Raw genomic sequence first — 21,368 nt, forward strand, 5'->3', positions numbered from 1 at the left:
GCGGCTCGCTTCGGGTCCAGGTCAGAGCAGGGCGAACTTCTGGGCGCCCGAGCCGTTGCAGTCCCAGATCTGCAGCCGCGTGCCGTTGGCGGTGGCGCCGTTGGGGGAGTCGAGGCAGCGGCCGGACTGCGGGTTGCGCAACGACCCGTCCGCCTGCTGCGTCCACCCCTGGCCGCCGACGCCGTTGCAGTCCCACAGCTCGACTTGCGTGCCGTTCGCCGTCCCGTTGCCGTTGATGTCGAGGCAGCGGCCCAGCGTGCGCAGCGCGCCGCCGGAGAGGTGGAACCAGTGCTGGTCGACGGCGAAGGACTGGCAGTCCCACAGCTGCACGGCGGTGCCGTTGCCGCCGGTGTCGTCGCCGGCGACGTCGACGCACTTGCCGCCGGGGCCGGTGATCGGGCCGCCGCCGGTGACGGAGAACTTCTGCGCTGCCGAGCCGTTGCAGTCCCAGATCTGCAGCCGCGTGCCGTTGGCCGTGGCGCCGTTGGGGGAGTCGAGGCAGCGGCCGGACTGCGGGTTGCGCAGCGAGCCGTCGGCCTGCTGCACCCACTTCTGGCCGCCGACGCCGTTGCAGTCCCAGAGCTCGACTTGGGTGCCGTTCGCCGTGCCGTTGCCGTTGATGTCGAGGCAGCGGCCCAAAGTGGACAGTGACGAGTCCGCGTTGTGCGCCCAGTGCTGGTCGGCCGCGTTAGCCTGGCAGTCCCACAGTTGCACGGCGGTGCCGTTGCCGCCGGTGTCGTCGCCGGCGACGTCCAGGCACTTGCCACCGGGCCCGGAAACCGTTGCGGCGTAGGGTGGCGTGCCGGTGCTGCCGGCGTAGCCGACGGAGACCACATTGGACTGGACGGCGTCGTCCGCGGCGTCGGTCGGGTAGCCCGCGGTCATCACGCCTTCGAAGAACGAGCCGATGGAGGCGTTGCTGTTGTCACCGCCGGTGCCGAGCACGATCGAGCCCTCCTGGTGCATCGGCGTGTACCCGCCCGAGGGCAGCGTGCCGTTGTACCAGGTGGTGAGGCCGCCGCTCTGGGAGTTGCCGCCCTTGAGCGCGAAGGTGGTCTGGCCGTTGTTCTTCAGCAGCGCGGTGACGAACGGCGTGGCGTTGCCGCGGTTGGCGGTGTTGGACCGGTTGCCCTGGAACAGGCCGTTCTCGAGGTCGCCCGCGACCCACGGCCCGATGCCGGTGCAGGGCGGGAAGTAGCAGGTGGTGCCGAGGTTGACGGCGTCCATGTGGCCGTTGCCGGTGTCGGCGATCTGCGCCTCGACGTTGCCGTAGTCGAAGCAGCAGCCGCCGTTGACGTGCGTGCCGCTGGCGACCATGTACATGCCTTCGGGCTGGCCGTTGACCGCGACGCCGGCGCCGACGTAGTGCCGGTACCCGGTGCCGGGGGAGACGTAGACGCCGTAGACCTTGTGCCCGCCGGCGGTGACCGGCAGGGCGGTCGCGACGGCGGCGACGTCCTGCCCGCCCGCGGTGCCCGGACCTTCGACGGTGAGGTCGTTGTGGCGCGGCGACTGGTCGTAGATGACGGTGATGACGCAGGAGGTCCCGGCGCAGAAGGAGTCCTGCGCGGCGGCGTTGGCGTACCCGCCGGTGGCGAGCAGGCCGATGTCCGTTTCGGCCCGGTCGGAGGCGCGCTGCACGCGGTAGAGCGCGCCACCGTAGGCCGAGTACAGGGCCCGGGTGGTGCTGTGCGCGGCAACGCAGGCGGTACCGGCGGAACCGTAGATGTCGCAGGGCAACGACCCGGCGGCCTGCGCGGGGGCGGCCAGGCCGAGCACGGTGCCGAGGACGAGCAGGAGGGTGGCGAGCAGCCTTCGACCGGCGGACACGGGAACCTCACTCTCGAGCCGCAGGTCGAGGACCCGGGCGGATTTTTACAACGTTGTATTTCCGGGAGAGAAGGGTGACGCGGGGGAAGCGATCGGGATGGGGGAAGGGTAGGGCCGCGTTCTCGGCCGTGTCAACGGTAGTGGTCCAGTCCACCACCGGACGGCGTAGAGCGGGACTGCGGGCGCCGGACTTGGCGGGGCTCACGGGGGCATCCGGCGGCGGTTTCGGACTCGATCTTTTCGCGCCTCGGCGGGCGAAAGGTCGACTTCCGTTCACCGCGGATCCGCCCGGAACCCATTGTCACGGGTGAACCATCGCCGGTCCGAAACCTGTAACAACGCCCCTCGCACCGAGCGACTCCTGGCCGGGACAGTCGGTCGGAAGGAGTGTCATGGCGGTCGATGTCGGGGCGGGGCGGAACCAGAACTGCTGGCGGTGCCGGGCCGTCAACCTGCCCGGGGACGGGTTCTGCCAGCAGTGCGGCGCCTCGCTCGTCCACCGCGACAACACCACCCGCTACCTCTGCGCCGCCGCTCAGCTCAGCCAGGACTACGCCGACGCCGCCATGCGGGAGTTCCTCGTCGAACCGCTGCGGGCCATTCCGCCCGCCCCCGGGGTCGACAGCGCCGCCGTGCTGCGGGAAGCCGTTGCCGCGCGTACCCGGCGGCGGATCCGGGACGGCGTTCTTCTCGTGCTGCTGCTGGTTTTCCTCTTCGTCGACCCCGCCGCGCTGCTCTTCTGGCTCTTCGCGGCCGTCGTGCTGGCGCTCGTCCCCGGGCCGTTCCGGGCGCGGGGCATCGGCGACTTCGTCGTCGCGGTCGGGCTCATGGCCACCGCTGCCTTCGTCACGAGCATCCAAGTCGCGAGCACCGTGCTGTCGGCCGGCCGTTTCGGCTCTTCGTCGGCGGTGGACAGCGCGTTCCGCACGGTCGTCTTGACCGTCGTGCTCGGCCTGCTGATGGCCGGGGTCCTGCTCGCCGACCGGCTGGCCGTGCGGTTCCTCGTCCTGCGGCGGTTCCGCCGCGGCACCTTCGTCGCCGACGGGCGCCGGAGCGCCTCCGAAGGGGAACGGCGGCTGCGCGGGCTCGGGCTCGACGCCTTCCAGCTGCCGCTGCAGCGGGTGGTCGCCGCCGAGGAAGCGAGTCACGAGGCCGGTGCCGACGTCGTCGTGCACCGCGGCTTCTCGCCCTTCGTCGGCGCCGGCATCCCGGTGCACCAGCAGGTGATCACCCTGCCGCTCGACTCCTCGGACGACGACGTCGCACCGCGGCCGATCAGCGTCCCCGAGCTGCAGCAGCACGTCGGCGAGGCGATCGAACTGCTCAAGGAGACGTCGTCGCTGGGACCCGGCCGCCGCCTCGAAAACCTGATCCACCGGGAGCAGGTGCTCGTGCCCGCCGACCGGCTCGTCGTCGACCACCGCGCGGTCCCCGAGATCCTCGCGAGCCTCGACCGTCCGCCCGTCCACCGGCTGCCGGTCGAGCGGGCGCGCGCCCTGTCCGACAGCGTCGTGGAATGGGCGCGCTACTACCGCTGCTACCGCGTCGAATCCTGGGACCGCGACCTCGCGACGTCGTGCTACCTCCACGTCGGGACCGACCAGCGGATGCTGTACCTGGAGTGGCAGTTCCTCGCGCTGCTGCCGATCGCGCCGGAGTTCCGCGCGATCGACCGGCACCACTCGCTGGCCCGCTCGCTCGGCCACACCGTGCTGGAGCTGTGGGTCCTTCCGGCGACGGTGTTCCGCCGCGCGAGCTCGGTGTTCCGGCCGTTCAAGCCGCTGCGGCAGGACGCCGGCGAGGCCGTCCCGGCCAAGTACGGCGCCGACCGCAGCCTGCGCGAGCTGGCCCAGGCCGACCGGGTGCAGAGCTACTTCCAGGACGTCGACGTCGAACGGTACGTGCGGATCCTGGACGCGACGCTGTTCCGCGCGGTCGGGCAGTACCTCCAGGACCGCGGCTACTCGGTGGTCGAGTTCATGAAACTGGCCGATCCGGTCGTCAACAGCTACGACATGCGCGGCAGCACGTTCGTCGACTCGGCCGTCGGCACGAAGAGCAAAGTGACCAACAACAACGGTTCCGCGAAGGGAAAGCAGACGAATGGGTGACCGGTACGACTTCCGCGACGCGACCATCTCCGCCAGCGCCATCGGCACGGGCGCCACGGTCCACAACGACTCCGCGGCCGCCGCGTCGGTGCCCGAGCTCGTCGCGGCCCTCGTGCAGTCGCGGGAGGCGATCGCCGCGGCGGCCCCCGAGCCCGACCGCGAGGAGGTGCGCGACGCGCTCGCCAGGATCGAGGCGGAGCTGCGCAGCGACACCCCGCGCGGCGCGGTCGTCAGCTCCCGCTGGAAAACGGTCACCACCCTGATCGGCACGCTCACCGAGCCCGTCGGCAAGATCGCCGAAATGGTGGCGAAACTGTTCGGCTAGGTCACCGGGGCTTGGAGTTGCCCGCCGGGCCGCCGGTGTGCATGAGCCGGCTGGCGTGGCAGTCTTCGCGGGCGAAGTTCTGTTCGTCGCACCACGCGTTGGCTTCCTCCGCCGTCCGGAAGGCCGCCGGCTCGAGGGTCACCCAGAATTCGTGGCGCGAAAAGTTCGTGAAATCGCCGGAATTGACCATGATGGCGTCGGGAAAGCGATCGTGCAGCCGCCGGAAGTCGGTCATGATCGCCGGGTAGTCGTAGGTCACGCCGCCGACGACGAGGCCGAGGCTCTTCGACGACAGCTGCGGAACCCACCGCCCGACGATGCTTTCGGCGACCGCGCTGTCGCCGGTGACCTGCCGGCGCAGGTCCGCCTCGGTGACCGGGAGCGGAACCGCGCTCGACGTCACGGTTTCCGTCGGTGCCAGCGCCTGCGCCGTCGTCACGGGGACGGTCACCGGCGAAGCGGCGGGCTCCGGCGGCGCGGGGTCCGAGCCCCGCGTCAGGGCGAAGGTCGTCACCCCCGCGGTCGCGACGAGGACGACCGCGGCCACCACGAAACCCGTGGTCTGCCGTGATCGTGGCGCGCCCGGCGAAGCGACGGCGGGGGCGTTCTGCGGCTCCGGGGAAACTCCGCCGGCGGGCGTTCCGCACGACCCGCAGAACCGGGCTTGCGGGGCGAGTTCCCGTCCGCACGTCGAGCAGGGGTTCATACCCCGGAAGTCCGCGCACGGGGACGCGCTGTTACACCCGGCCGCCGTTTTTCGCATTCCTTTTCCGGGTGGTTATGTTCTGAACAACTGTGCGAATGCGTTTCCGGACCGGCGCCGTGGAATCAACCCCATCGGGGCATCGGCTCCCCGGTCAGCGGCTTCCGCCACGCACACGATGGTGGCGCCGCGCGGAACCGCACGCCGTTCTTCAGTACGTTTTCCTCACCCGGGACGGCCAACACACCTCGCCGCGGTCCCGGTCGTTTCGTACGTCTACTCGAGGAGTTCCCATGCTGAAGAAGCTCGGTTTCGTCGTGGCCGCCACGGCCGCGGGCGCGTTCCTGGCCGGCGGTGTCGCCGCCGCCGGCACGCCCGACCACCACGGTCACCACGGCCACGACCACAGCAGCCAGCTCGGCCTGCTGAACCTGAGCAACACCGACGCGCTGCACAACGTCAACGTCACCCCCGGCGTCTGCGACAACAACATCAACGTCCTGGGCGTGCAGGTGCCGATCCAGAACTCCCTCAACGGCATCGGTGTGCCGATCCTGTCGCCGGGCGACAACGAGGCCAGTGGCGAGAACCCGCAGAACTGCGCGTCCGGGGCCATCGCCGACGGTGGCACCAGCCAGGACAACTGAGTCCCCGCGCCGAGGTCGCCCGTGGTGTGTGCGGAAGCCGGCCCGGCGCGGATCCCGGCGTGGCGCGGACGTCGTACCGCGTGCCCGGAACAGGGAGCGAGCCGCACACTCCGGTTCCCCGTCCCGGGCACGCCGCGACGCCCGGTGACGCCGGCCCGGGTGGGGCCGGTCACGAGCCGGCCCCACCTGCCGGCGGCTACGGTTCGAGCTGTCCCTTGTGGACGGACCCGACCACGCGCCCGTCCGACAGCAGCCACGCGGCCTCGCGCCCACCGAGGCGTTCCGCGGCCGCGGCCCGAGTTTCGCCGAGCCCGACGGCGGGCAGGGAAGCGGTGACGTACCCGGCGATCGTGTCGCCGGGCTGGACGACGCCCGCCTCGACCGCCCGCCGGAGTTCGGCGACGTCGAGCGCGCCCGTCACCTCCGCGACCGACGGCGGCTGCGCGGAAGCCCGAAGACCCACCGGCCGCATCGCGTGCCCGCCGGCCGAAGCCAATGCCTCGCCAGCCGTCGCCGTTTCGGGCAGACCCGGCGCCGCCGGCGGCAGGGGACCGACCACGTCGGCGACCGTCGCTTCGCCCGCGTGCTCGACGGGGATGCCGAGGCGGTCCAGCCAGCCGTCGTCGTAGTACTTCGACAGGTACGACCGGCCGGAGTCCGGGACCACGACGACGACCAGGTCGTCCGGTGACAGCCCGGCGGCGACCCGCAGCGCCACGGCCACCGCGGTCCCGGCCGAAGCGCCGAGCAGCAAACCCTCTTCCCGGGCCAGCCGCCGCGTGACCTGGATCGACTCGCGGTCGCCGATCGGCACGACCTGGTCGACGACGTCGAGGTGGTACGAACGCGGCCACAGGTCCTCGGCGGTGTCCGGGTGCCGGTAGTGCCCGATGCTCTCGACCAGGTACGGGCTGCCGTCGCCGCCGGAGTAGACCGAGTGCTCGGGATCCGCGCCGACCACCCGGACCCGGCCGCCGCTGACCTCCTTCAAGTACTCGCCGGCGCCGCTGATGGTGCCGCCGGTGCCGATCCCGGCGACGAAGTGGGTGAGCCGGCCGCCGGTCTGGCGCCAGATCTCGGGCCCGGTCGTCTCGCGGTGGGCGGCCGGGTTGGCCGGGTTGTCGTACTGGTCGGCGAGCCAGCCGTCCCGCTCGCCGGCGATCCGGCGGGCGAGCTGCCGGACGTGCGCCGGGTCCTCCCGCGGCACCGTCCCGGGCGTGGTCACCACCTCGGCGCCGTACGCGCGCAGGATCGCGATCTTCTCGCGGCTGGTCTTGTCGGGCACCACGACGGTCAGCCGGTACCCGAGCTGGGCGGCCACGATCGCCAGCCCGATACCGGTGTTGCCCGAGGTGCCTTCGACGATCAGGCCGCCGGGCCGGAGCGCGCCCGAGCGTTCCGCGTCGAGCACCATCGCCAGCGCGGCCCGGTCCTTGACGCTGCCGCCGGGGTTGAGGAACTCGGCCTTGACGTACACGCGCGGCCCGCCCGGCGGCGCGACCCGGGCCAGCCGGATCAGCGGGGTGCGGCCGATCGCGTCGAGCACGGAGTCGAACGCCTCGATCTCGGCGGGTTCTTCGGCTGCCACGCGCGCTCCCTCGGGTCCGGGTAGTCCACAGCTGTCCCCGCCAGCGTGCCAGAAGCCCGCGTTGCCTAAGTGGGACGTTGTCCCGTATGTTAACCGGGACAACGTCCCACTTGAGGAAATGAGCGGTCATGACGGTGACGTACGTACTGGTCCACGGCGCCTGGCACACCGGGCAGGCCTGGGCGCGGGTGGTGCCGCGGCTGGCGGCGAGCGGACGGCGTGTGTTCACCCCGACGCTGACCGGCTACGGCGAGACCGCGCACCTGCTGAGCCCGGACGTCGGGCTCGGCACGCACACCGCCGACGTCGTGCGGCTGCTCGAGGAGGAAGACCTGCGGGACGTCGTCCTGGTCGGGCACAGCTACGCGGGCATGGTCATCTCCGCGGTGGCCAACCAGGTGCCCGAACGCGTCGCGCGGCTGGTCTACCTCGACGCGATGGTGCCCGAGCACGGGGAAACCGCGCTCGACGTCATGCCGATCCCGCGGAGCATGCTCGGGACGGACTGGCGGGTTCCCCCGCTGCCGGAGTTTCCGGCACCGTTCGGGCTGTTCGGCGTCACCGATCCCGGCGACGTCGCGTGGGTGCGGACCATGCTGTCCGACCAGTCGGTCCGGTGCCTCGAAGAGCCCGTCGCCATGGACCACCCCGGCCTCGCCGCGATCCCGCGCACGCACATCCACTGCACGGTCAAACCGGAGGGGTTCGACCGGCGCCCGGTACCCGCCGTGCAGCCGAACGGCGAGCCCGCGGACGTGCGGGAGCTGGCCACCGGGCACGACTGCATGATCACCGCGCCCGAGGAGCTCGCCGGGATGCTGCTCGACGTCCCGGTTAGCATGCCGGTGTGACGGATTCCCGTGCGGCGGCCCCGCAACGCGCGGACGCGCGGCGCAACGCGTCGAACGTCCTCGAGGCCGCGGCGGCGGTGTTCGTGACGTCGGGGGTCGACGCCCCGATCCGGGAGATCGCCGCGCGGGCCGGCGTGGGCACGGCGACCATCTACCGCCACTACCCGACCCGGGCGGACCTCATCCTCGCGGTGTACCGGCTGCAGGTGGAGTCCCTGGCCGAAGCCGGCCCCGCGTTGCTGGCGGCCGAACCGGGACCGCACGAGGCCCTGGCGAAGTGGATCGACCGGTTCGTCGACTTCGTCATCACCAAGCAGGGCCTCGCTTCGGTGCTGCAGTCCGACGAACCGTGCTACGACCCGCTGCACGCGTACTTCCTGGAGCGGCTCGGCCCGGTGTGCACCGCGCTGCTGGACGCGGCCGCGGAGGCGGGGGAGATCAACCCGGGCCAGGACGCGTACGAACTGATGCGCGGCGTGGGAAGCCTGTGCGCGGGCAGCGCGAAAGGCTACGACGCGCGCCACCTCGTGCGGCTGCTGGTCGCGGGGCTGGCGGTCCGGCACCCCTGAGGCGGGGCGCCGGACCGGATCGGTCAGCCGAAGTTCACGTCACTGCACCACATGTAGGTCTGGTCCTGGTGCGAAGCCTGCCAGATCGTGAACACGACGTGGTGTCCCCGGTACGAGCCCGGCGTCTGGATGGTGAAGGTGATGTCCTTGGCCGGGGCGTACTTGCCGGTCTGGGTGATGAAGTCGAGGTTGCCCCACCCGAGGCGCTGCGTGGCCGGGTCGAACCCGTTCTTGCTGATGTAGACCCGGAAGTAGTCGGCGCCGTGGCTGGCCTGGTCGTACAGGTGCATCGAGAAGGTGCTGCCGAGACTGGTCGTCTTCCACGGGCCGGGGGTGTTCAGGGAGTCGTTGCGGGCGAGGGCGTTGCTGCACAGCTGACCGTCCGGGGTCGCGCCCTGGAAGTTGCCCTTGAGCCCGTCCCGCAGCGCGCTCATCCAGTTCCACATGGTGTCGGCGTTGGCCTGGAAAGCCTGCCAGCACATGGGGTCCTGCTGCTGCATGGCCGGGTTCGTGTGCTGGCTGCCCCAGTCCGACCAGCACTGGTAGGCGCGGGTGGCGGGGCCGACGATGGTGCCGTGCGCGGACGCCGCCGGGACCCAGACGAGGAGTCCGGCGAGGGTGCCGACGATCAAGGTGAGGACGCTCCGCCGGCGGCTGCCGGACCCGGAGCTGCTGCGCATACGCATGAATGGGCCTCCATTCTCGGGATGAGCGTGGTGATCCATGGGAGCGCTCCCAGCGTGCTGGGCAGCTTATCGGTCGCCCGGCGAAAGTTCAACCAACAGTAAAGCCGGATGGTGGGACTGTTCCCGTCGTCAGTGTTCGGTCGCGTCGAGCGGCCGGTCGTGGCGGCGCAGGGTGACCGCCGTCAGCACGCCCGCCAAGACGGACGCGATCCCGAGGACGGCGAGCGCGCCCTGGAGCCCGCCGGTGCCCCCGCCGATCGCGGCCAGCGCGAGCGGACAGGCGAACTCGCCGAGGAACAGCGCACCCGTCCACAGGCCGGTGCCGCGGCCGCGCTGCTCGAACGAAAGCCGGTTGACCGCCCACGTCAGCAGGGTCGGCAGCAGCATGCCGGTGCCGAAGCCGGTGAGTACCGCGCCGAGCGTGATGACCACCGGCGACGCCGTCGCGAAGACCAGCAGCAGACCGGCGGCCGAGAGGCCGAACTCGGCGGGCAGCAGGACGCGGGGTGTCTTCCCGGCCAGGCGGCCGAACGCGATCGCCCCGCCGGCCGTGGCCAGGGACATGATCGCGGAGACCGCGCCGATCGTCCCGGTCGAAGCGACCCCGACGCCGGTGAGCACAAAGGACAGTTCGACGATCAGGGCGTAGAAGACGACTCCGCCGAAGAGCGTGACGAGACAGGGTGCGGCGAGCTGCCGCCACGGGAGCTTCGCCAGGTGCCCGGCCGTGGACCGCCGCCGGGGCTGCCACAGCTTGAGTGCCATCGGGAGCGCCAGGGGCGCGGCGACGACGTACAGCCAGAACGGCGTCCGCCAGCCCGACGCGCCGAGCACACCCCCGAGCGCCAGGAACACCGTCGCCGACAGGGTGGCGACCAGCGTCTGCAGGCCGAGGTACCGCGCCCGGCGCGCGCCGGACCAGTAGTCGCCGATCAACGTGGTGCAGCAGGTCATGATCGCGCCCTCGCACAGCCCGACCAGGACGCGGCTGGCCAGGATCGCGCCGAGCGAACCCAGGTAGAGCGGGGCCGTGCCGAACACGGAGTAGGCGAGCATCGCCAGCAGCAGCAGGCGTTTCCGGTCGATCCGGTCGGCGACGACGCCGGCGAACGGCGCCGTGAGCCCGATCAGCAGCGCCGGCGCCGTCAGCACGATCGGCACGAGCACCTCGGCACCCGGCGTGGCGGCGAACGCCCGCGTCATCTGCGGCAGGACGGGGGCGATGAGGACGGCGCCGAGCACGGACAGGCAGCTGCCGGCGAGCAGCAGGAGCAGCTGCGGCAGGCCCGGCGACCGGTCCGCGGCGGGGGCGGCGACGGCCGGCGGCACGTTCAGGGCGGAGCTTTCGGACATGGCGGCACCAGGGCTTCCGTGAGGGTGCCGAAAGTGTGGGTTCCCGTGCGGCCGAGCGGAAATCACTTCTCCCGAACCGCGGTATCAGCCCGGTGGATGCCCGGCGACTTCCTCGGCGACGCGGGAAAGCAGGTCGCGCAGGTACTGGTGCTCGGGGTCGTGCTCGTACATCGGGTGCCACCAGAACGCCTCGACCAGCGCCCCCGCCTCGAACGGGCACGGCAGCGCCCGGACGCCGAGGTCGCCCGGAATGCGGTCGGCGAGGCGGCGCTGCAGCAACGCCACCCGGCCCGTGCCGGCGATCAGGCCCGGCACCGTCAGGAAGTTCTCGGTGACGATCCGGACGTGCGGTTCGATGCCGAGCATCCGCATCTGCAGCGCGGCCGGGGTCGACGCGGTCGGCCCGTGGTAGGTGACCACCCACGGCATCGTCTGCAGCTGCTCCACGGTCAGCCCGGTTTCGGCCGCGGGGTGCCCGGCGTCGACGAGGCAGACCCAGTCGTCGCGGTGCAGGTCGCGGTGGGGGAGGCCGTCGAGGAAACCGTGCGGCAGTACCAGGAGGTCGATCGCGGTCAGGGCCTGCCGCGCGTTGTCGACCACCGCCGGGGTGTTGGCGAGGAACCGCAGGCGCGCGCCGGGCGCCTCGCGCTCGAGCGCGGTGGCGAGGACCGGACCCAGCACGGCGACGCCGTAGTCGCTCATGACCACCGAGAACTCGCGGGACGTCGACGCGGGGTCGAAGTCCGGTTCGGCGGCGAAGACCCGTTCGACGCCGGTGACCGCCGTCCGCACCCGGCCGCGCAGCTGCACGGCGAGCGGGGTGAGGCGGTAGGTGTTGCCGAAGCGGGCCAGCAGGTCGTCGCCGAAGTGCCGGCGCAGCCGCGCGAGCTGGGCCGACACCGCGGGCTGGCTGAGACCGACCTGCTCGGCCGCGCGGCTCACGCTGCGGTGCTCCAGCAGCGCGTCCAGCGTGACCAGCAGGTTGAGGTCGAGGCTCGCCAGGTTCACGACCTCAGGTTATCCATCGCGGTGATACCGCGCATAGGGTATTTCGTCTTCCCTGATGCCGGGCGGTGCCGGACGGTGGGCCCATGGACCGCACCGATCCCGAAGCCGCGATCGCCGCCGCCGCGAAGCGTTGTTCCAACTGGGGCCGCTGGGGCGCTGACGACGTCCTCGGCACGCTGAACTTCCTCGACGACGCCAAGCGCCGCGAAGGCGCCGCGCTCGTCCGGCGCGGCGTGAGCTTCTCGCTGGCCCAGCGGTTCGACGCGAACGGGCCGCAGAAGGGCTGGCGCCGCCGGACCAACCCGGTGCACACCATGCTCGACACCGGCCTGGACGCCGAGCGCGGCACCCAGGGCTTCCCGCACGGGATCGGCGGCGCCGACGACGTCGTGTTCATGCCGCTGCAGGCTTCGACGCAGTGGGACGGGCTCGGCCACATCTTCGACCACGGCGCCGCGTGGAACGGCCGCCGCGCCGGCGACGTCGTGACCAGCGAAGGCGACCGGGTCACCGGGATCGAGACCACGTCGGGCCGGATCGCCGGGCGCGGCGTCCTGCTCGACGTCGGCCGCGCGCTCGGCACCGACGGCGAACTGCCGGACGGGTTCGCGATCACCGTCGCCCACCTCGAAGAAACCCTGGCGGCGCAAGGGGAAACCGCCCGCGTCGGCCGCGGCGACCTGCTCCTGGTGCGGACCGGCCGGCTCACCCGGGCGCGGCGCGAAGGCTGGGGCGACTACGCCGGCGGCCCCGCGCCGGGCCTGTCGTTCACCACCGCGGACTGGCTGCACGGCACCGAGATCGCCGCGATCGCCACCGACACGTGGGGGTTCGAGGTGCGGCCCAACGAGTTCGACGACGCCTTCCAGCCGCTGCACCAGGTCGCCATCCCGCACATCGGGCTGTTCCTCGGCGAGATGTGGGACCTCGACGCGCTCGCCGCGGACTGCGCCGAAGACGGCCGCTACGACTTCTGGCTGACCGCCGACCCGCTGCCCGTGACCGGCGCGGTCGGCGCGCCCGTCGCCCCGATCGCCGTCAAGTAGGGAGTCCCCATGCCCGCCGTGCACACCGTCCTCGTGGTCGGCAGCGGCCTCGCCGGCACCGCCGCCGCGATCCCGCTCGCCGAGCGCGGCGTCGCGGTCGACCTCGTCGAGGTCAAGCCGGACATCGCCACCGCCGGCTCGGGCATCACGTTGCAGGGCAACGCGTTGCGCGAGCTGCGCAAGCTCGGCGTCTGGGAAGCCGTGCGGGAGCGGGGGTACGGCTTCGACAGCCTCGGCCTGCGCGCCCCGGACGGCACCTTGCTCGCGGAAATCCCCGACGCGCGCACCGGCGGGCCCGACCTCCCGGCCACGGTGGGGATGCCCCGGCCGGACCTGGCGCGGATCCTGGCCGAGCGCGCCGGTTCGGCCGGGGTGAAGGTGCGGTTCGGCTGCACCGCGACCGCGCTGGCGCAGGACGCGACCGGCGTCGACGTCACCTTCTCCGACGGCACGACCGGGCGCTACGACCTCGTGGTCGGCGCCGACGGGATCCGCTCGGCGGTTCGCCGGCTGCTGGGCATCGCGCTGGAGACCCGGCCGACCGGCATGGGCATCTGGCGTGCGTTCGGCCCGCGCCCGGCGTCGGTGACCCGGACGGACCTCTGCTACGGCGGAGCCTCCTACATCGCCGGGTACTGCCCGACCGGCGAGGGCACGTTGTACGCCTACATCGTCGAAGACGCCCAGGACCGCAGCGGCCTGTCACCTGAGGAGCGGCTCGCGACCCTGCGCGAGCTCGCGGCGGCCTACCACGGGCCGTGGGACGACATCCGCGCCACGCTGACCGACCCGGCGCGGGTCAACTACACGTGGTTCGAGACCCACCTCCTGCCGGCGCCGTGGCACCGCGGCCGGATCGTGCTCATCGGCGACGCCGCGCACTCCTGCCCGCCCACCCTCGCCCAAGGCGGCGCCCAGGCCCTCGAAGACGCCGCGGTGCTGACGGAACTGCTGCTCGCCGCGGACACCCTCGACGAGGACGTCTGGACCGCGTTCACCGAGCGCCGGCACGCCCGGGCGGCCGAGGTCGTCACCGCGTCCGTCCAATTGGGACAGTGGCTCCTGGACCGGGAACCGGGTGACGTGCCCGGCCTGATGGCCCGGATCGCCGCGCTCGTCAGCCAGCCCGCCTGACCTCCCGAAGGAGAGAGATGATCACCCACCTGCGGCACGTCGACCTCGCCGTGCCGGACCTGGCCCGCCAGCAGGACTTCTACACCGGCGCGTGGGGCCTGAAGACCGAGCACACCGACTCCGGCGTCGCCTTCCTCGCCTCCGAGGGCTCGCCCGAGCAGTACGTCGTGCGGCTGCGCCAGGCCGGCGACAAGCGCATCGACCTGATCGCGTTCGGCGTCGCCACCGCGGCCGACGTCGACACCCTCGCCGCCCGGCTGGCCACCGGCGGCGTCACGCTCGTCCACGAACCCCGCGCCCTGCACACCCCCGGCGGGGGCTACGGGTTCCGGTTCTTCGACAACGAGGGCCGCACCATCGAGATCAGCGCGGACGTCGCCGTCCGCGCACACCGCAAGATCGAGGCGGGCGAATCCGTGCCGGTCCGCCTCTCCCACGTCGTGATCAACTCGACGAACCCCGAAGCGACGCGGGCGTTCTACGAGAAGCACCTGGGGTTCCGGCTGTCGGACATCCTGATGCACCCGCGGATGGGCGAGATGATGTGGTTCCTGCGGGTGAACTCGTGGCACCACAGCATGGCCATCGCGCGCTGCCCGCACCCGTCGCTGCACCACGTGTCGTTCGAGATGCGCGGCCTGGACGAGTACATGCGCGGCACCGGGCGGCTGCTGCGCGCCGGCGTCGAGAAGATCTGGGGGCCCGGCCGGCACCTGGCGGGCAACAACACCTTCAGCTACTTCCTCGACCCGCACGGCAACACGGTGGAGTACACGACCGAACTGGAGCACGTCGACGAGGACACCTGGCACCCGCACCTCTACGACTTCAGCGACCCCGAGGTGTCCGACCAGTGGGGCACGGCGAACGCGATGAACGAGTTCGTCGCGCGCCGGTCGTTCAACGACCCGGACAAGGGCCTGTTCGTGGCCCCGCCGGTCTGATGCGCCTCGCCACCTACGAGCACGGCGGAACCGTGCACGCTGGTGTCGTCTCCGGCGACGGCGTCCAAGCGTTCCCAGCTGGGGTGACCGTGCTCGACCTGGTCCGCGGCGGGTCGGCCGTCCCCGGTGGACCGCCGGTGCCGTTGGCCGAGGTGCGGCTGCTTCCCCCGCTCGACCCGCCGGCCGTCCGGGACTTCGTCGCCTTCGAGGCGCACGTCGAGGCCATGGTCGCGCCCGGGTCCGTGCCACCGGAGTGGTACGAGGCGCCGACGTTCTACTTCACCAACCCGGCCGCCCTGATCGGCGCGCACGACGACGTGCCGATCCCGCCGGGCTCGCGGCGGTTCGACTTCGAACTGGAGGTCGCCGCCGTCCTGGGCCCCGAAGGAATCTTCGGCTACACGATCTTCAACGACTGGTCCGCCCGGGACCTGCAGACGCGCGAGATGAAGGTCAACCTCGGCCCCGCCAAGGGCAAGGACTCCGCCACGACGCTGGGGCCGTGGCTCGTGACGGCCGACGAACTCGAGCCCTACCGGGACACCGACGGCTTCCTGCGGCTGGACATGCGCGTCTCGGTCAACGGCGAGGAGGTCGGTCACGACCTGTTGTCCAACATGGGGTGGCCGTTCGAGGAACTGGCCGCCTACGCCGCCCGCGGCACCCGCACCCGGCCCGGTGACGTCCTGGGGTCCGGCACGTGCGGCAACGGCGGCTGCCTCGCCGAGCTGTGGGGCCGCGGCAGTACGCGTGCCCCACTGCGGCCGGGCGACGTCGTGGAGATGACGGTCGAGGGCATCGGGACGATCCGGAACACGGTCGTCCCCGGCGTCGAGCTGCCGCCGGTCCGCCCGGCCCGGCGGCGGCCGCGATGACCGGCGAGGTCGTGGTCGTCACCGGTGCCGCGCAGGGCATCGGCGCGGCGACCGCGCGGCGGCTGGCCGCGGACGGGACGCGGGTGATCGGGGTCGACCGCGCCGAAGACCCCGGCCTGCCCGGCGTCGAACACCACCGGCTCGACGTCACCGACGACGCCGGCTGGGCCGCCCTCGCCGCGAGCCTGGAGCGGGTCGACGGCCTCGTCGCGAGCGCGGGCCTCACGTGGCGGGCCCGGCTCGGTGAGCTGGACGTCGCCGATCTGGCCCACGTCCACGACGTCAACGTCGGCGGGGTCCTGCGGGCGGTGCAGGCGGTGGTGCCGCTGATGCCGGCCGGCGGGTCGATCGTCGTGGTCGGCTCCGCCGCCGCGCTGACCGGGCACTACCCGGTCGCCTACACGGCGAGCAAGTGGGCGCTGCGCGGCGTCGTCAAGGCGGCCTGCCTCGAACTGGGTGGCCGCGGCATCCGCGTCAACGCCGTGCACCCCGGCTACATCGACACCCCGATGACGGCCTCGGCGCCGCCGGGGTTCCGGGCCGCGAACCTCGCCGAGACCCCGCTCGGCCGCACGGGGACCGCCGACGAGGTCGCCGCGCTCGTCGCGTTCCTACTCGGCGACGCGGCCGCGTTCATCTCCGGCGCCGAGATCCCCGTCGACGGCGGCCTGACCGCGCACGGCGGCGTCAAGTCGATCAGCGACGCCACCCGAACCTGAAAGGACTTCCCGTGTTCGAATACTTCCCCGGCAACTACGTGTGGAACCTCGGCGTGGTCGCCGCGCTCAACAGCGGCGGGCTGATCGACGAGGTCGACCGCGCCTGCCGGCCCATCCGCGAAGCCGCGGCCCGCGGTTCGGACGCGGGCACGCCCGACTTCCTGCGCGCGTGGACCGCGTTGACCGACCAGCTCGTCGGCCAGGCCGAAGAAGCCGAGAAGGCCGGTCACAACCGCACCGCCGGCGAACTGTACTTCCGGGCCACGAACTACCTCTGCCAGGCCGAGCGGATGCTCGCCCACTCCGACCCGAACCGGCTGCCCACCTACCGGCGGGTCCTCGACCTCGCGCAGAAGTCCTTCGCGCTGCGCGATCCCGGCGTCTCCCGGGTCGCGATCCCGTACGAGGGCACGACCTTGCCGGCCTACTTCAGCTCCGCGGGCGCGTCGGCGCCGGTGGTGGTGCTGGTCAACGGCCTGGACTCGACCAAGGAACACATGTACAGCTCGGGCCACTGGCAGGAGCTGGCCGCCCGCGGCGTCTCGTGTCTGATGCTCGACCAGCCCGGCACCGGGGAAGCGTTGCGGCTGCAGGGACTCACGGCCCGCATCGACGCCGAAGCCTGGGCCGGCGCGGCCGTGGACTGGCTCGAGACGCGGTCCGATGTGGACACGAGCCGGATCGGGATCGTCGGCTGGTCGCTCGGCGGCTACTACGCGCCCCGCGCGGCGGCGTTCGAGAAGCGGTTCGCGCTCTGCGTCGCCTGGGGTGCGAACCACAATTGGGGCGCGGTGCAGCGCCGGCGTCTCGAACGCGAAGGCGAGCGGCCCGTCCCGCACTACTGGGAGCACGTGCTGTGGGTGTGGGGCCACGACGACCTCGACGCGTTCATCGAGTTCGCCGACGGCGTCCACCTCGACGGCGTCGTCGAGAAGATCACGGTGCCGTTCCTGATCGCCCACGGCGAGAACGACCGCCAGATCCCGCTGGAGTACGCGCACCGGTCGTACGAGCAGGCGGTCAACTCGCCGCGTCGCGAGCTGCGGGTGTTCACCCCGGAGGAGGGCGCGACCGAGCACATCGGCCTGGACCACCTGGCCCACGTCAGCACGTACATCGCGGACTGGGTGGCCGACACGTTCGCGGCCACCGGGAACCGGTGATCTGTGCCAGGGTGGGGGAGACCCGACCCGGCCGAGAGGACCCCGATGCACCGGCTCACCGTGCTCTACCCGCCGCCCGCCGACGAAGCCCACTTCCGCGAGTACTACGTCCGGACGCACCTGCCGCTGGCCGAGAAGCTCCCGGGCCTGCTGGCGTGGCAGTACTCGTTCGACGTGGCCTCCCTCGGCGGGGAGAGCAAGTACTTCGCGGTCTTCCACGCGGACTTCGAGTCGGCCGAGGCCATGATGGCGGCGCTCGGTTCGGCGGAGGGCAAGGCCGTGTCCGCCGACGTGCCGAACTACGCCTCCGGCGGCGCGGAGCTGATCCACTACCCGCTGAGCTGAGCCGGCCGGCCCCGGTAGGGTGAGCTGCTGCTCATCGTGTCTGGGGAGGAATCGATGACCGAGTTGTCCGGTGGTGGGCGGAACCGGAAGTTCCTGCTGATCCTCGCGGTGTTGCTGGCGATCGTCTTGTTCCCGCTGGTGCGCGGGCTGGTCTCGGGGGTCAGTGCGCCCAGTGCCGCGCCCGCGCCGACGACGCCGGTTCCGGCCGCGGTGGACGTCGAGACCGTCCCCGGCACGGGGACCGCCACCGAGTTCGACGCGTGCGCCGTGCTGACTTCGGACGTCGTCGCCGCGGCGGGGCTGAAGTACGCGTCGGCGGTGGTGAAGACGTCCGGGCCGAACTCCTGCGGTGGCCCGGTCGAGCCGGTGACCGCGAGCTCGGCCCCGACGGTGCTGCTGACGGTCGGCGAGCAGAAGGTGACCGGCCCGGCGACGAGCCACGGCATCCGGTACGAGCGCCAGGACGGCGTCCTCGACGCCGTGGTGGTCTTCCCGGCGGCCAAGCTGCAGCTCACCCACGTCGCCGTCATCCACGACGGGGAAGGCGTGCTGGCCAAGCTGATCGACGGCGTCGCCGCGCGGCTCGCGGAGGGGCCGAAACCCGCGCCCGCGTACCGGTACCCGGCGCCGTACGACCTGACGGCGAAGCCGTGCGACGCCTTGCCGGACGGGCTGTTCACCGCGCTCACGGCCCACCCGGCGGACGGCAGCCGGAGCGAGTCGTTCACGCAGCACGAGGCGTTTTCGGTGTCGGGCACGAACATCAAGATCAGCTGCACGCGCGGATCAGCGGAGCGCGAGACGATGACGGTCACCCAGACGATCTACCGCGACGCCGACGCGGCGGCCGCCGAGACCCGGTTCCTGTGCGAGTCCGAGCCGGGCTGGAAGGCTTCGCCGGTTGCGATCGGCGAGGTCAGTTGTACGTCTCCCGGGGCGGATGGCCGGCAGCAGATCCTGTTCCGCGCGGGCCGGGACCGGGTGCTGGTCGAGTACCAGGCCGATCACCCGCCGGCCGGGGACCTAGGGGGAGTCGCGAGGAAGGTTTACGACTCGCTCCCGCACTGACGGGGTTGCGTGGGCTGGGGAAGGTCGGCGCTGGCATGGGGTGGCCGGGCTGGCGTGCGCCTGGCCCGCGGTGGCCCGGGTCGGCGGGCGCCTACCTGCCGCGGCCTCAGCCCCAACCCACGCGCCCAGCGGCCTCAGTCTCGGCAATCGCGCTGCGCAGCCGCGCGGACCGGTGCCTCGAACAAGTCCGCGATGCGCGCGTAGCCGATTTCGTTCGGGTGGAACCAATCATCCGCGAGGGTGCCGCGGATCGGGCCCAGGGCCGGGCCGCGCAGGTCCGCCACCCGCACCCGGCCCGCCGCCTCCGCGGTGTCGATCAGCGCGTTGACCTCGCTCGCCGCCGCGTTGCGCCGGGGCAGCGTTGCCACCACCGACCGGCCCGGCGGGAGTTCGTCGAGCAGGCGGGCGAACCGGCCGGCGACCCCGCGGCGGCGCGATCGGGTCAGCATGTCGTTGGCGCCCACCAGAACCGTCACCAAGGCGGGCTCCGCGGGCAACCTGGGGAGCTGGCCGGCGAGCACGTCGGCGACCCGCGCGCCGGACGCCGACAGGTTCACCACCGCGAACGGCGCGCCGAGCCGGGCGTTCAGCTGGGGCACCCAGCCGCCCGCGACGGTGCCCGCGCCGATGCCTTGCGTCATCGAGTCGCCGAGCGCCACCCACAGCGGCCGGCCCGACGCGAGCGCCGCGTGGTTGATCTCTTCCCACGCCCGCGCGAACGGCTCCTTCTGCGCCCGGACCCGGCCGATGCCGGGCAGCACGACGGCGGCCGCGTCGAGCAGCCGGCCTGTCCACGTCGGCACGCGCACCCCTCCCTTTTCCCGGCATTCGGAGCCGGGCCCGCATCGGTTTGCCGGCGTTTTCACCGGGTAAGCGGGGACTCCACGGATGAAGGAGTGCCGATGCCCGCGTTGACCCGCGTTCTCGGAGCGGTGACCGCCGCCTACAGCGTCACGATCATCGCCGCACCGCGCGTGCTGGCCAAACCCTGCGGCCTGACGACGCCGACCGGCGGGGTCACCGCCGCCGTGCGGACCCTGACCGCCGGCATCGGCGCCCGCGACGCGGCGATCGGCCTCGCGATGGTGTTCGCCCCCGTCGGGAAACCGCTGCAGGTCGCGTTCGCCGCCCGCGTGGCGTCCGACGCCGCCGACGCGGTCGTCTTCGGCACCAACCTGCCCGACCGGTCCGCCCGCAAGAAGGTCGCCGCGTTCGCCACGACCTGGGCCGCGCTGTGCGCCGCCTCGGCTCTCGTCCCGTAAGACGCCTCAGGCAGCCACGTTCTTCAGCGCCAGCAGGCTTTCCGCGGTCTCGACGATGGTGTCGGCGATCGGCCGTGGCGACCAGCCCAGTACCCGCCGGGCCTTTTCCGACGTGGCGTCGTAGTTCCGGCCCAGCTGCGGGCCGAGCACGCGCAGCCCGGGGTTGACGCGCTCGAGGACGCGCGCGGTCCAGAGCGGCAGTTCGCGCGTCGGCACCTTCGCCGCGCGGTCGCCGAGGCGGTCGCGCAGGATCGCCGCGATCTCGCGCACCCACAGGCTGTGCCCGGAGATCGCCAGGAACCGCTCGCCTGCCGCGGCCGGGTCGGTCATCGCGCGCAGGTGCAGGTCCGCGACGTCGCGCACGTCCACGTACCCCATGCCGAACTTCGGCAGCGCCGGCAGTTCCCCGTCCAGCATCCGCCGCAGGAGGCCCAGCGACGGCGAGTAGTCGGGGCCGAGCACCGGCCCGAGCACGCCCACGGGGTTCACGACGGCCAGTTCGACGCCGCCGTGCTCGGCGACGAACTGCCACGCCGCTTTTTCGGCCAGGGTCTTGGACTTCTGGTACGGCGCGACCCCGGCGTCGACGTCGGTCCAGTCGGCTTCGGTGAACACCCGGGACTTCTCAGGGTGCCCCATCCCGATCGCGCCGAACGCCGACGTCAGCACGACCCGCTTGACGCCGGCCTCGCGCGCGGCCCGCAGCACGCGCAGGACGCCGTCCCGGGCGGGCACGACCATCTCGTCGTCGTTCTTGGGCACGCTGGTTAGCGTCGGCGAAGCGACGTGCAGCACGTAGTCGCACCCTTCGACGGCCTCGCGCCAGCCGGCGTCCTCCTGCAGATCCGCCCGCAGGACGGACAGTTTCGCGTCGCCGGGCGCTCCGCCCGCGTGCAGCATCGCCCGCATCGCGGGCTCCTTCTTCAGGTCGCGGACGGTGGTGCGGACCGTGTGGCCGTCGGCCAGCAGCGCGAGCACGCACCAGCTGCCGATGTAGCCGGAGCCACCGGTGACCAGTACTTCAGCCATGGAAAACCCTCGCAAGTCGGAGTGGGAGTTGGTGTGGCGACCCGTCCTCGCCTATGGTTCCGGAGAGGTCTCCACCTACGGTAGTGGAGACCTCTCCGGATAGCAAGGACGG

The 21,368-nt window shown here is 72.3% G+C and carries 22 protein-coding genes; 14 read left to right on the plus strand and 8 right to left on the minus strand.

Annotated features, from left to right (window positions below; genetic code table 11):
- Positions 1–21: 21 nt before the first annotated feature.
- On the minus strand, positions 22–1,830 hold the full coding sequence (locus ACIRSS_RS04940) for an arabinofuranosidase catalytic domain-containing protein (protein ID WP_400890580.1): 1,809 nt from the start codon (positions 1,828–1,830) through the stop codon (positions 22–24).
- 392 nt (positions 1,831–2,222) lie between these two features.
- Here ACIRSS_RS04940 and ACIRSS_RS04945 point away from each other — a divergent pair, with 392 nt between their 5' ends.
- Together ACIRSS_RS04945 and ACIRSS_RS04950 are read left to right on the plus strand one after the other, a co-directional pair.
- Positions 2,223–3,941 carry a hypothetical protein gene (locus ACIRSS_RS04945; RefSeq protein ID WP_400890582.1) on the plus strand — a complete coding sequence of 573 codons (1,719 nt, stop codon included), beginning with the start codon at positions 2,223–2,225 and terminating at the stop codon, positions 3,939–3,941.
- Positions 3,934–4,266, plus strand: coding sequence for a hypothetical protein (locus ACIRSS_RS04950; protein WP_400890584.1), 333 nt, complete (start codon positions 3,934–3,936; stop codon positions 4,264–4,266). Before ACIRSS_RS04945 ends, ACIRSS_RS04950 begins: the two co-directional genes overlap by 8 nt.
- A 1-nt stretch (position 4,267) precedes the next feature.
- On the opposite strand, the gene ACIRSS_RS04955 is transcribed toward ACIRSS_RS04950, so the two are convergent.
- A complete protein-coding gene (locus ACIRSS_RS04955; protein WP_400890586.1) occupies positions 4,268–4,813 on the minus strand; it encodes a zinc ribbon domain-containing protein in 546 nt (181 codons plus the stop codon).
- Between the two features lie 449 nt (positions 4,814–5,262).
- Here ACIRSS_RS04955 and ACIRSS_RS04960 point away from each other — a divergent pair, with 449 nt between their 5' ends.
- Positions 5,263–5,616: a hypothetical protein gene (locus tag ACIRSS_RS04960; RefSeq protein WP_400890588.1), complete on the plus strand. Its 354-nt coding sequence runs from the start codon at positions 5,263–5,265 to the stop codon at positions 5,614–5,616.
- A gap of 196 nt (positions 5,617–5,812) precedes the next feature.
- Here ACIRSS_RS04960 and ACIRSS_RS04965 read toward each other — a convergent pair whose 3' ends face one another.
- A complete protein-coding gene (locus ACIRSS_RS04965; RefSeq protein WP_400890590.1) occupies positions 5,813–7,204 on the minus strand; it encodes a PLP-dependent cysteine synthase family protein in 1,392 nt (463 codons plus the stop codon).
- A 128-nt stretch (positions 7,205–7,332) separates the two neighbouring features.
- Between ACIRSS_RS04965 and ACIRSS_RS04970 the strand changes: the two genes are divergently transcribed.
- Both ACIRSS_RS04970 and ACIRSS_RS04975 read left to right on the plus strand, forming a co-directional pair.
- Entirely contained in the window at positions 7,333–8,055 is a 723-nt protein-coding gene (locus ACIRSS_RS04970; RefSeq protein WP_400890592.1) for an alpha/beta fold hydrolase, read from the plus strand.
- A complete protein-coding gene (locus ACIRSS_RS04975; protein ID WP_400890594.1) occupies positions 8,052–8,624 on the plus strand; it encodes a TetR/AcrR family transcriptional regulator in 573 nt (190 codons plus the stop codon). The genes ACIRSS_RS04970 and ACIRSS_RS04975 overlap by 4 nt, the downstream gene beginning before the upstream one ends.
- Before the next feature lie 23 nt (positions 8,625–8,647).
- On the opposite strand, the gene ACIRSS_RS04980 is transcribed toward ACIRSS_RS04975, so the two are convergent.
- The 3 genes from ACIRSS_RS04980 to ACIRSS_RS04990 all read right to left on the minus strand — a co-directional run bounded on the left by ACIRSS_RS04980 (position 8,648) and on the right by ACIRSS_RS04990 (position 11,671).
- A complete protein-coding gene (locus ACIRSS_RS04980; RefSeq protein WP_400890596.1) occupies positions 8,648–9,310 on the minus strand; it encodes a lytic polysaccharide monooxygenase in 663 nt (220 codons plus the stop codon).
- Positions 9,311–9,439: 129 nt separating this feature from the next.
- A complete protein-coding gene (locus tag ACIRSS_RS04985; protein WP_400890598.1) occupies positions 9,440–10,663 on the minus strand; it encodes an MFS transporter in 1,224 nt (407 codons plus the stop codon).
- Positions 10,664–10,747: 84 nt separating this feature from the next.
- Positions 10,748–11,671, minus strand: coding sequence for a LysR family transcriptional regulator (locus ACIRSS_RS04990; protein WP_400890600.1), 924 nt, complete (start codon positions 11,669–11,671; stop codon positions 10,748–10,750).
- A gap of 83 nt (positions 11,672–11,754) precedes the next feature.
- Between ACIRSS_RS04990 and ACIRSS_RS04995 the strand changes: the two genes are divergently transcribed.
- Genes ACIRSS_RS04995 through ACIRSS_RS05030 form a run of 8 tightly spaced genes read left to right on the plus strand, consistent with a single transcriptional unit; the run spans position 11,755 to position 18,965 of the window.
- Complete coding sequence (locus ACIRSS_RS04995; RefSeq protein WP_400890602.1) at positions 11,755–12,717, plus strand: cyclase family protein; 963 nt, start codon at positions 11,755–11,757, stop codon at positions 12,715–12,717.
- Positions 12,718–12,726: 9 nt separating this feature from the next.
- Positions 12,727–13,851 carry an FAD-dependent oxidoreductase gene (locus tag ACIRSS_RS05000; RefSeq protein ID WP_400890604.1) on the plus strand — a complete coding sequence of 375 codons (1,125 nt, stop codon included), beginning with the start codon at positions 12,727–12,729 and terminating at the stop codon, positions 13,849–13,851.
- A gap of 17 nt (positions 13,852–13,868) precedes the next feature.
- Positions 13,869–14,795: a VOC family protein gene (locus ACIRSS_RS05005; protein WP_400890606.1), complete on the plus strand. Its 927-nt coding sequence runs from the start codon at positions 13,869–13,871 to the stop codon at positions 14,793–14,795.
- A complete protein-coding gene (locus ACIRSS_RS05010; RefSeq protein WP_400890609.1) occupies positions 14,795–15,670 on the plus strand; it encodes a fumarylacetoacetate hydrolase family protein in 876 nt (291 codons plus the stop codon). The genes ACIRSS_RS05005 and ACIRSS_RS05010 overlap by 1 nt, the downstream gene beginning before the upstream one ends.
- Positions 15,667–16,389: an SDR family NAD(P)-dependent oxidoreductase gene (locus ACIRSS_RS05015; protein ID WP_400890611.1), complete on the plus strand. Its 723-nt coding sequence runs from the start codon at positions 15,667–15,669 to the stop codon at positions 16,387–16,389. The genes ACIRSS_RS05010 and ACIRSS_RS05015 overlap by 4 nt, the downstream gene beginning before the upstream one ends.
- Positions 16,390–16,400: 11 nt before the next feature.
- Entirely contained in the window at positions 16,401–17,552 is a 1,152-nt protein-coding gene (locus tag ACIRSS_RS05020; protein WP_400890613.1) for an alpha/beta hydrolase family protein, read from the plus strand.
- 45 nt (positions 17,553–17,597) lie between these two features.
- The gene (locus ACIRSS_RS05025; protein WP_400890615.1) at positions 17,598–17,897 is read left to right on the plus strand and encodes an EthD family reductase; all 300 of its coding nucleotides are present in this window, start codon (positions 17,598–17,600) and stop codon (positions 17,895–17,897) included.
- 54 nt (positions 17,898–17,951) lie between these two features.
- Entirely contained in the window at positions 17,952–18,965 is a 1,014-nt protein-coding gene (locus tag ACIRSS_RS05030) for a hypothetical protein (RefSeq protein ID WP_400890617.1), read from the plus strand.
- A gap of 134 nt (positions 18,966–19,099) precedes the next feature.
- On the opposite strand, the gene ACIRSS_RS05035 is transcribed toward ACIRSS_RS05030, so the two are convergent.
- Positions 19,100–19,768 (minus strand): SGNH/GDSL hydrolase family protein, encoded by a 669-nt coding sequence (locus ACIRSS_RS05035; RefSeq protein ID WP_400890620.1) that lies wholly within the window; start codon positions 19,766–19,768, stop codon positions 19,100–19,102.
- Positions 19,769–19,867: 99 nt separating this feature from the next.
- Here ACIRSS_RS05035 and ACIRSS_RS05040 point away from each other — a divergent pair, with 99 nt between their 5' ends.
- Positions 19,868–20,227 (plus strand): hypothetical protein, encoded by a 360-nt coding sequence (locus ACIRSS_RS05040; protein WP_400890623.1) that lies wholly within the window; start codon positions 19,868–19,870, stop codon positions 20,225–20,227.
- A 6-nt stretch (positions 20,228–20,233) separates the two neighbouring features.
- On the opposite strand, the gene ACIRSS_RS05045 is transcribed toward ACIRSS_RS05040, so the two are convergent.
- Complete coding sequence (locus ACIRSS_RS05045) at positions 20,234–21,256, minus strand: SDR family oxidoreductase (protein ID WP_400890626.1); 1,023 nt, start codon at positions 21,254–21,256, stop codon at positions 20,234–20,236.
- Positions 21,257–21,368 lie beyond the last annotated feature (112 nt).

It is taken from the genome of Amycolatopsis sp. NPDC101161 (assembly GCF_044768185.1).
Lineage (GTDB): Bacteria > Actinomycetota > Actinomycetes > Mycobacteriales > Pseudonocardiaceae > Amycolatopsis.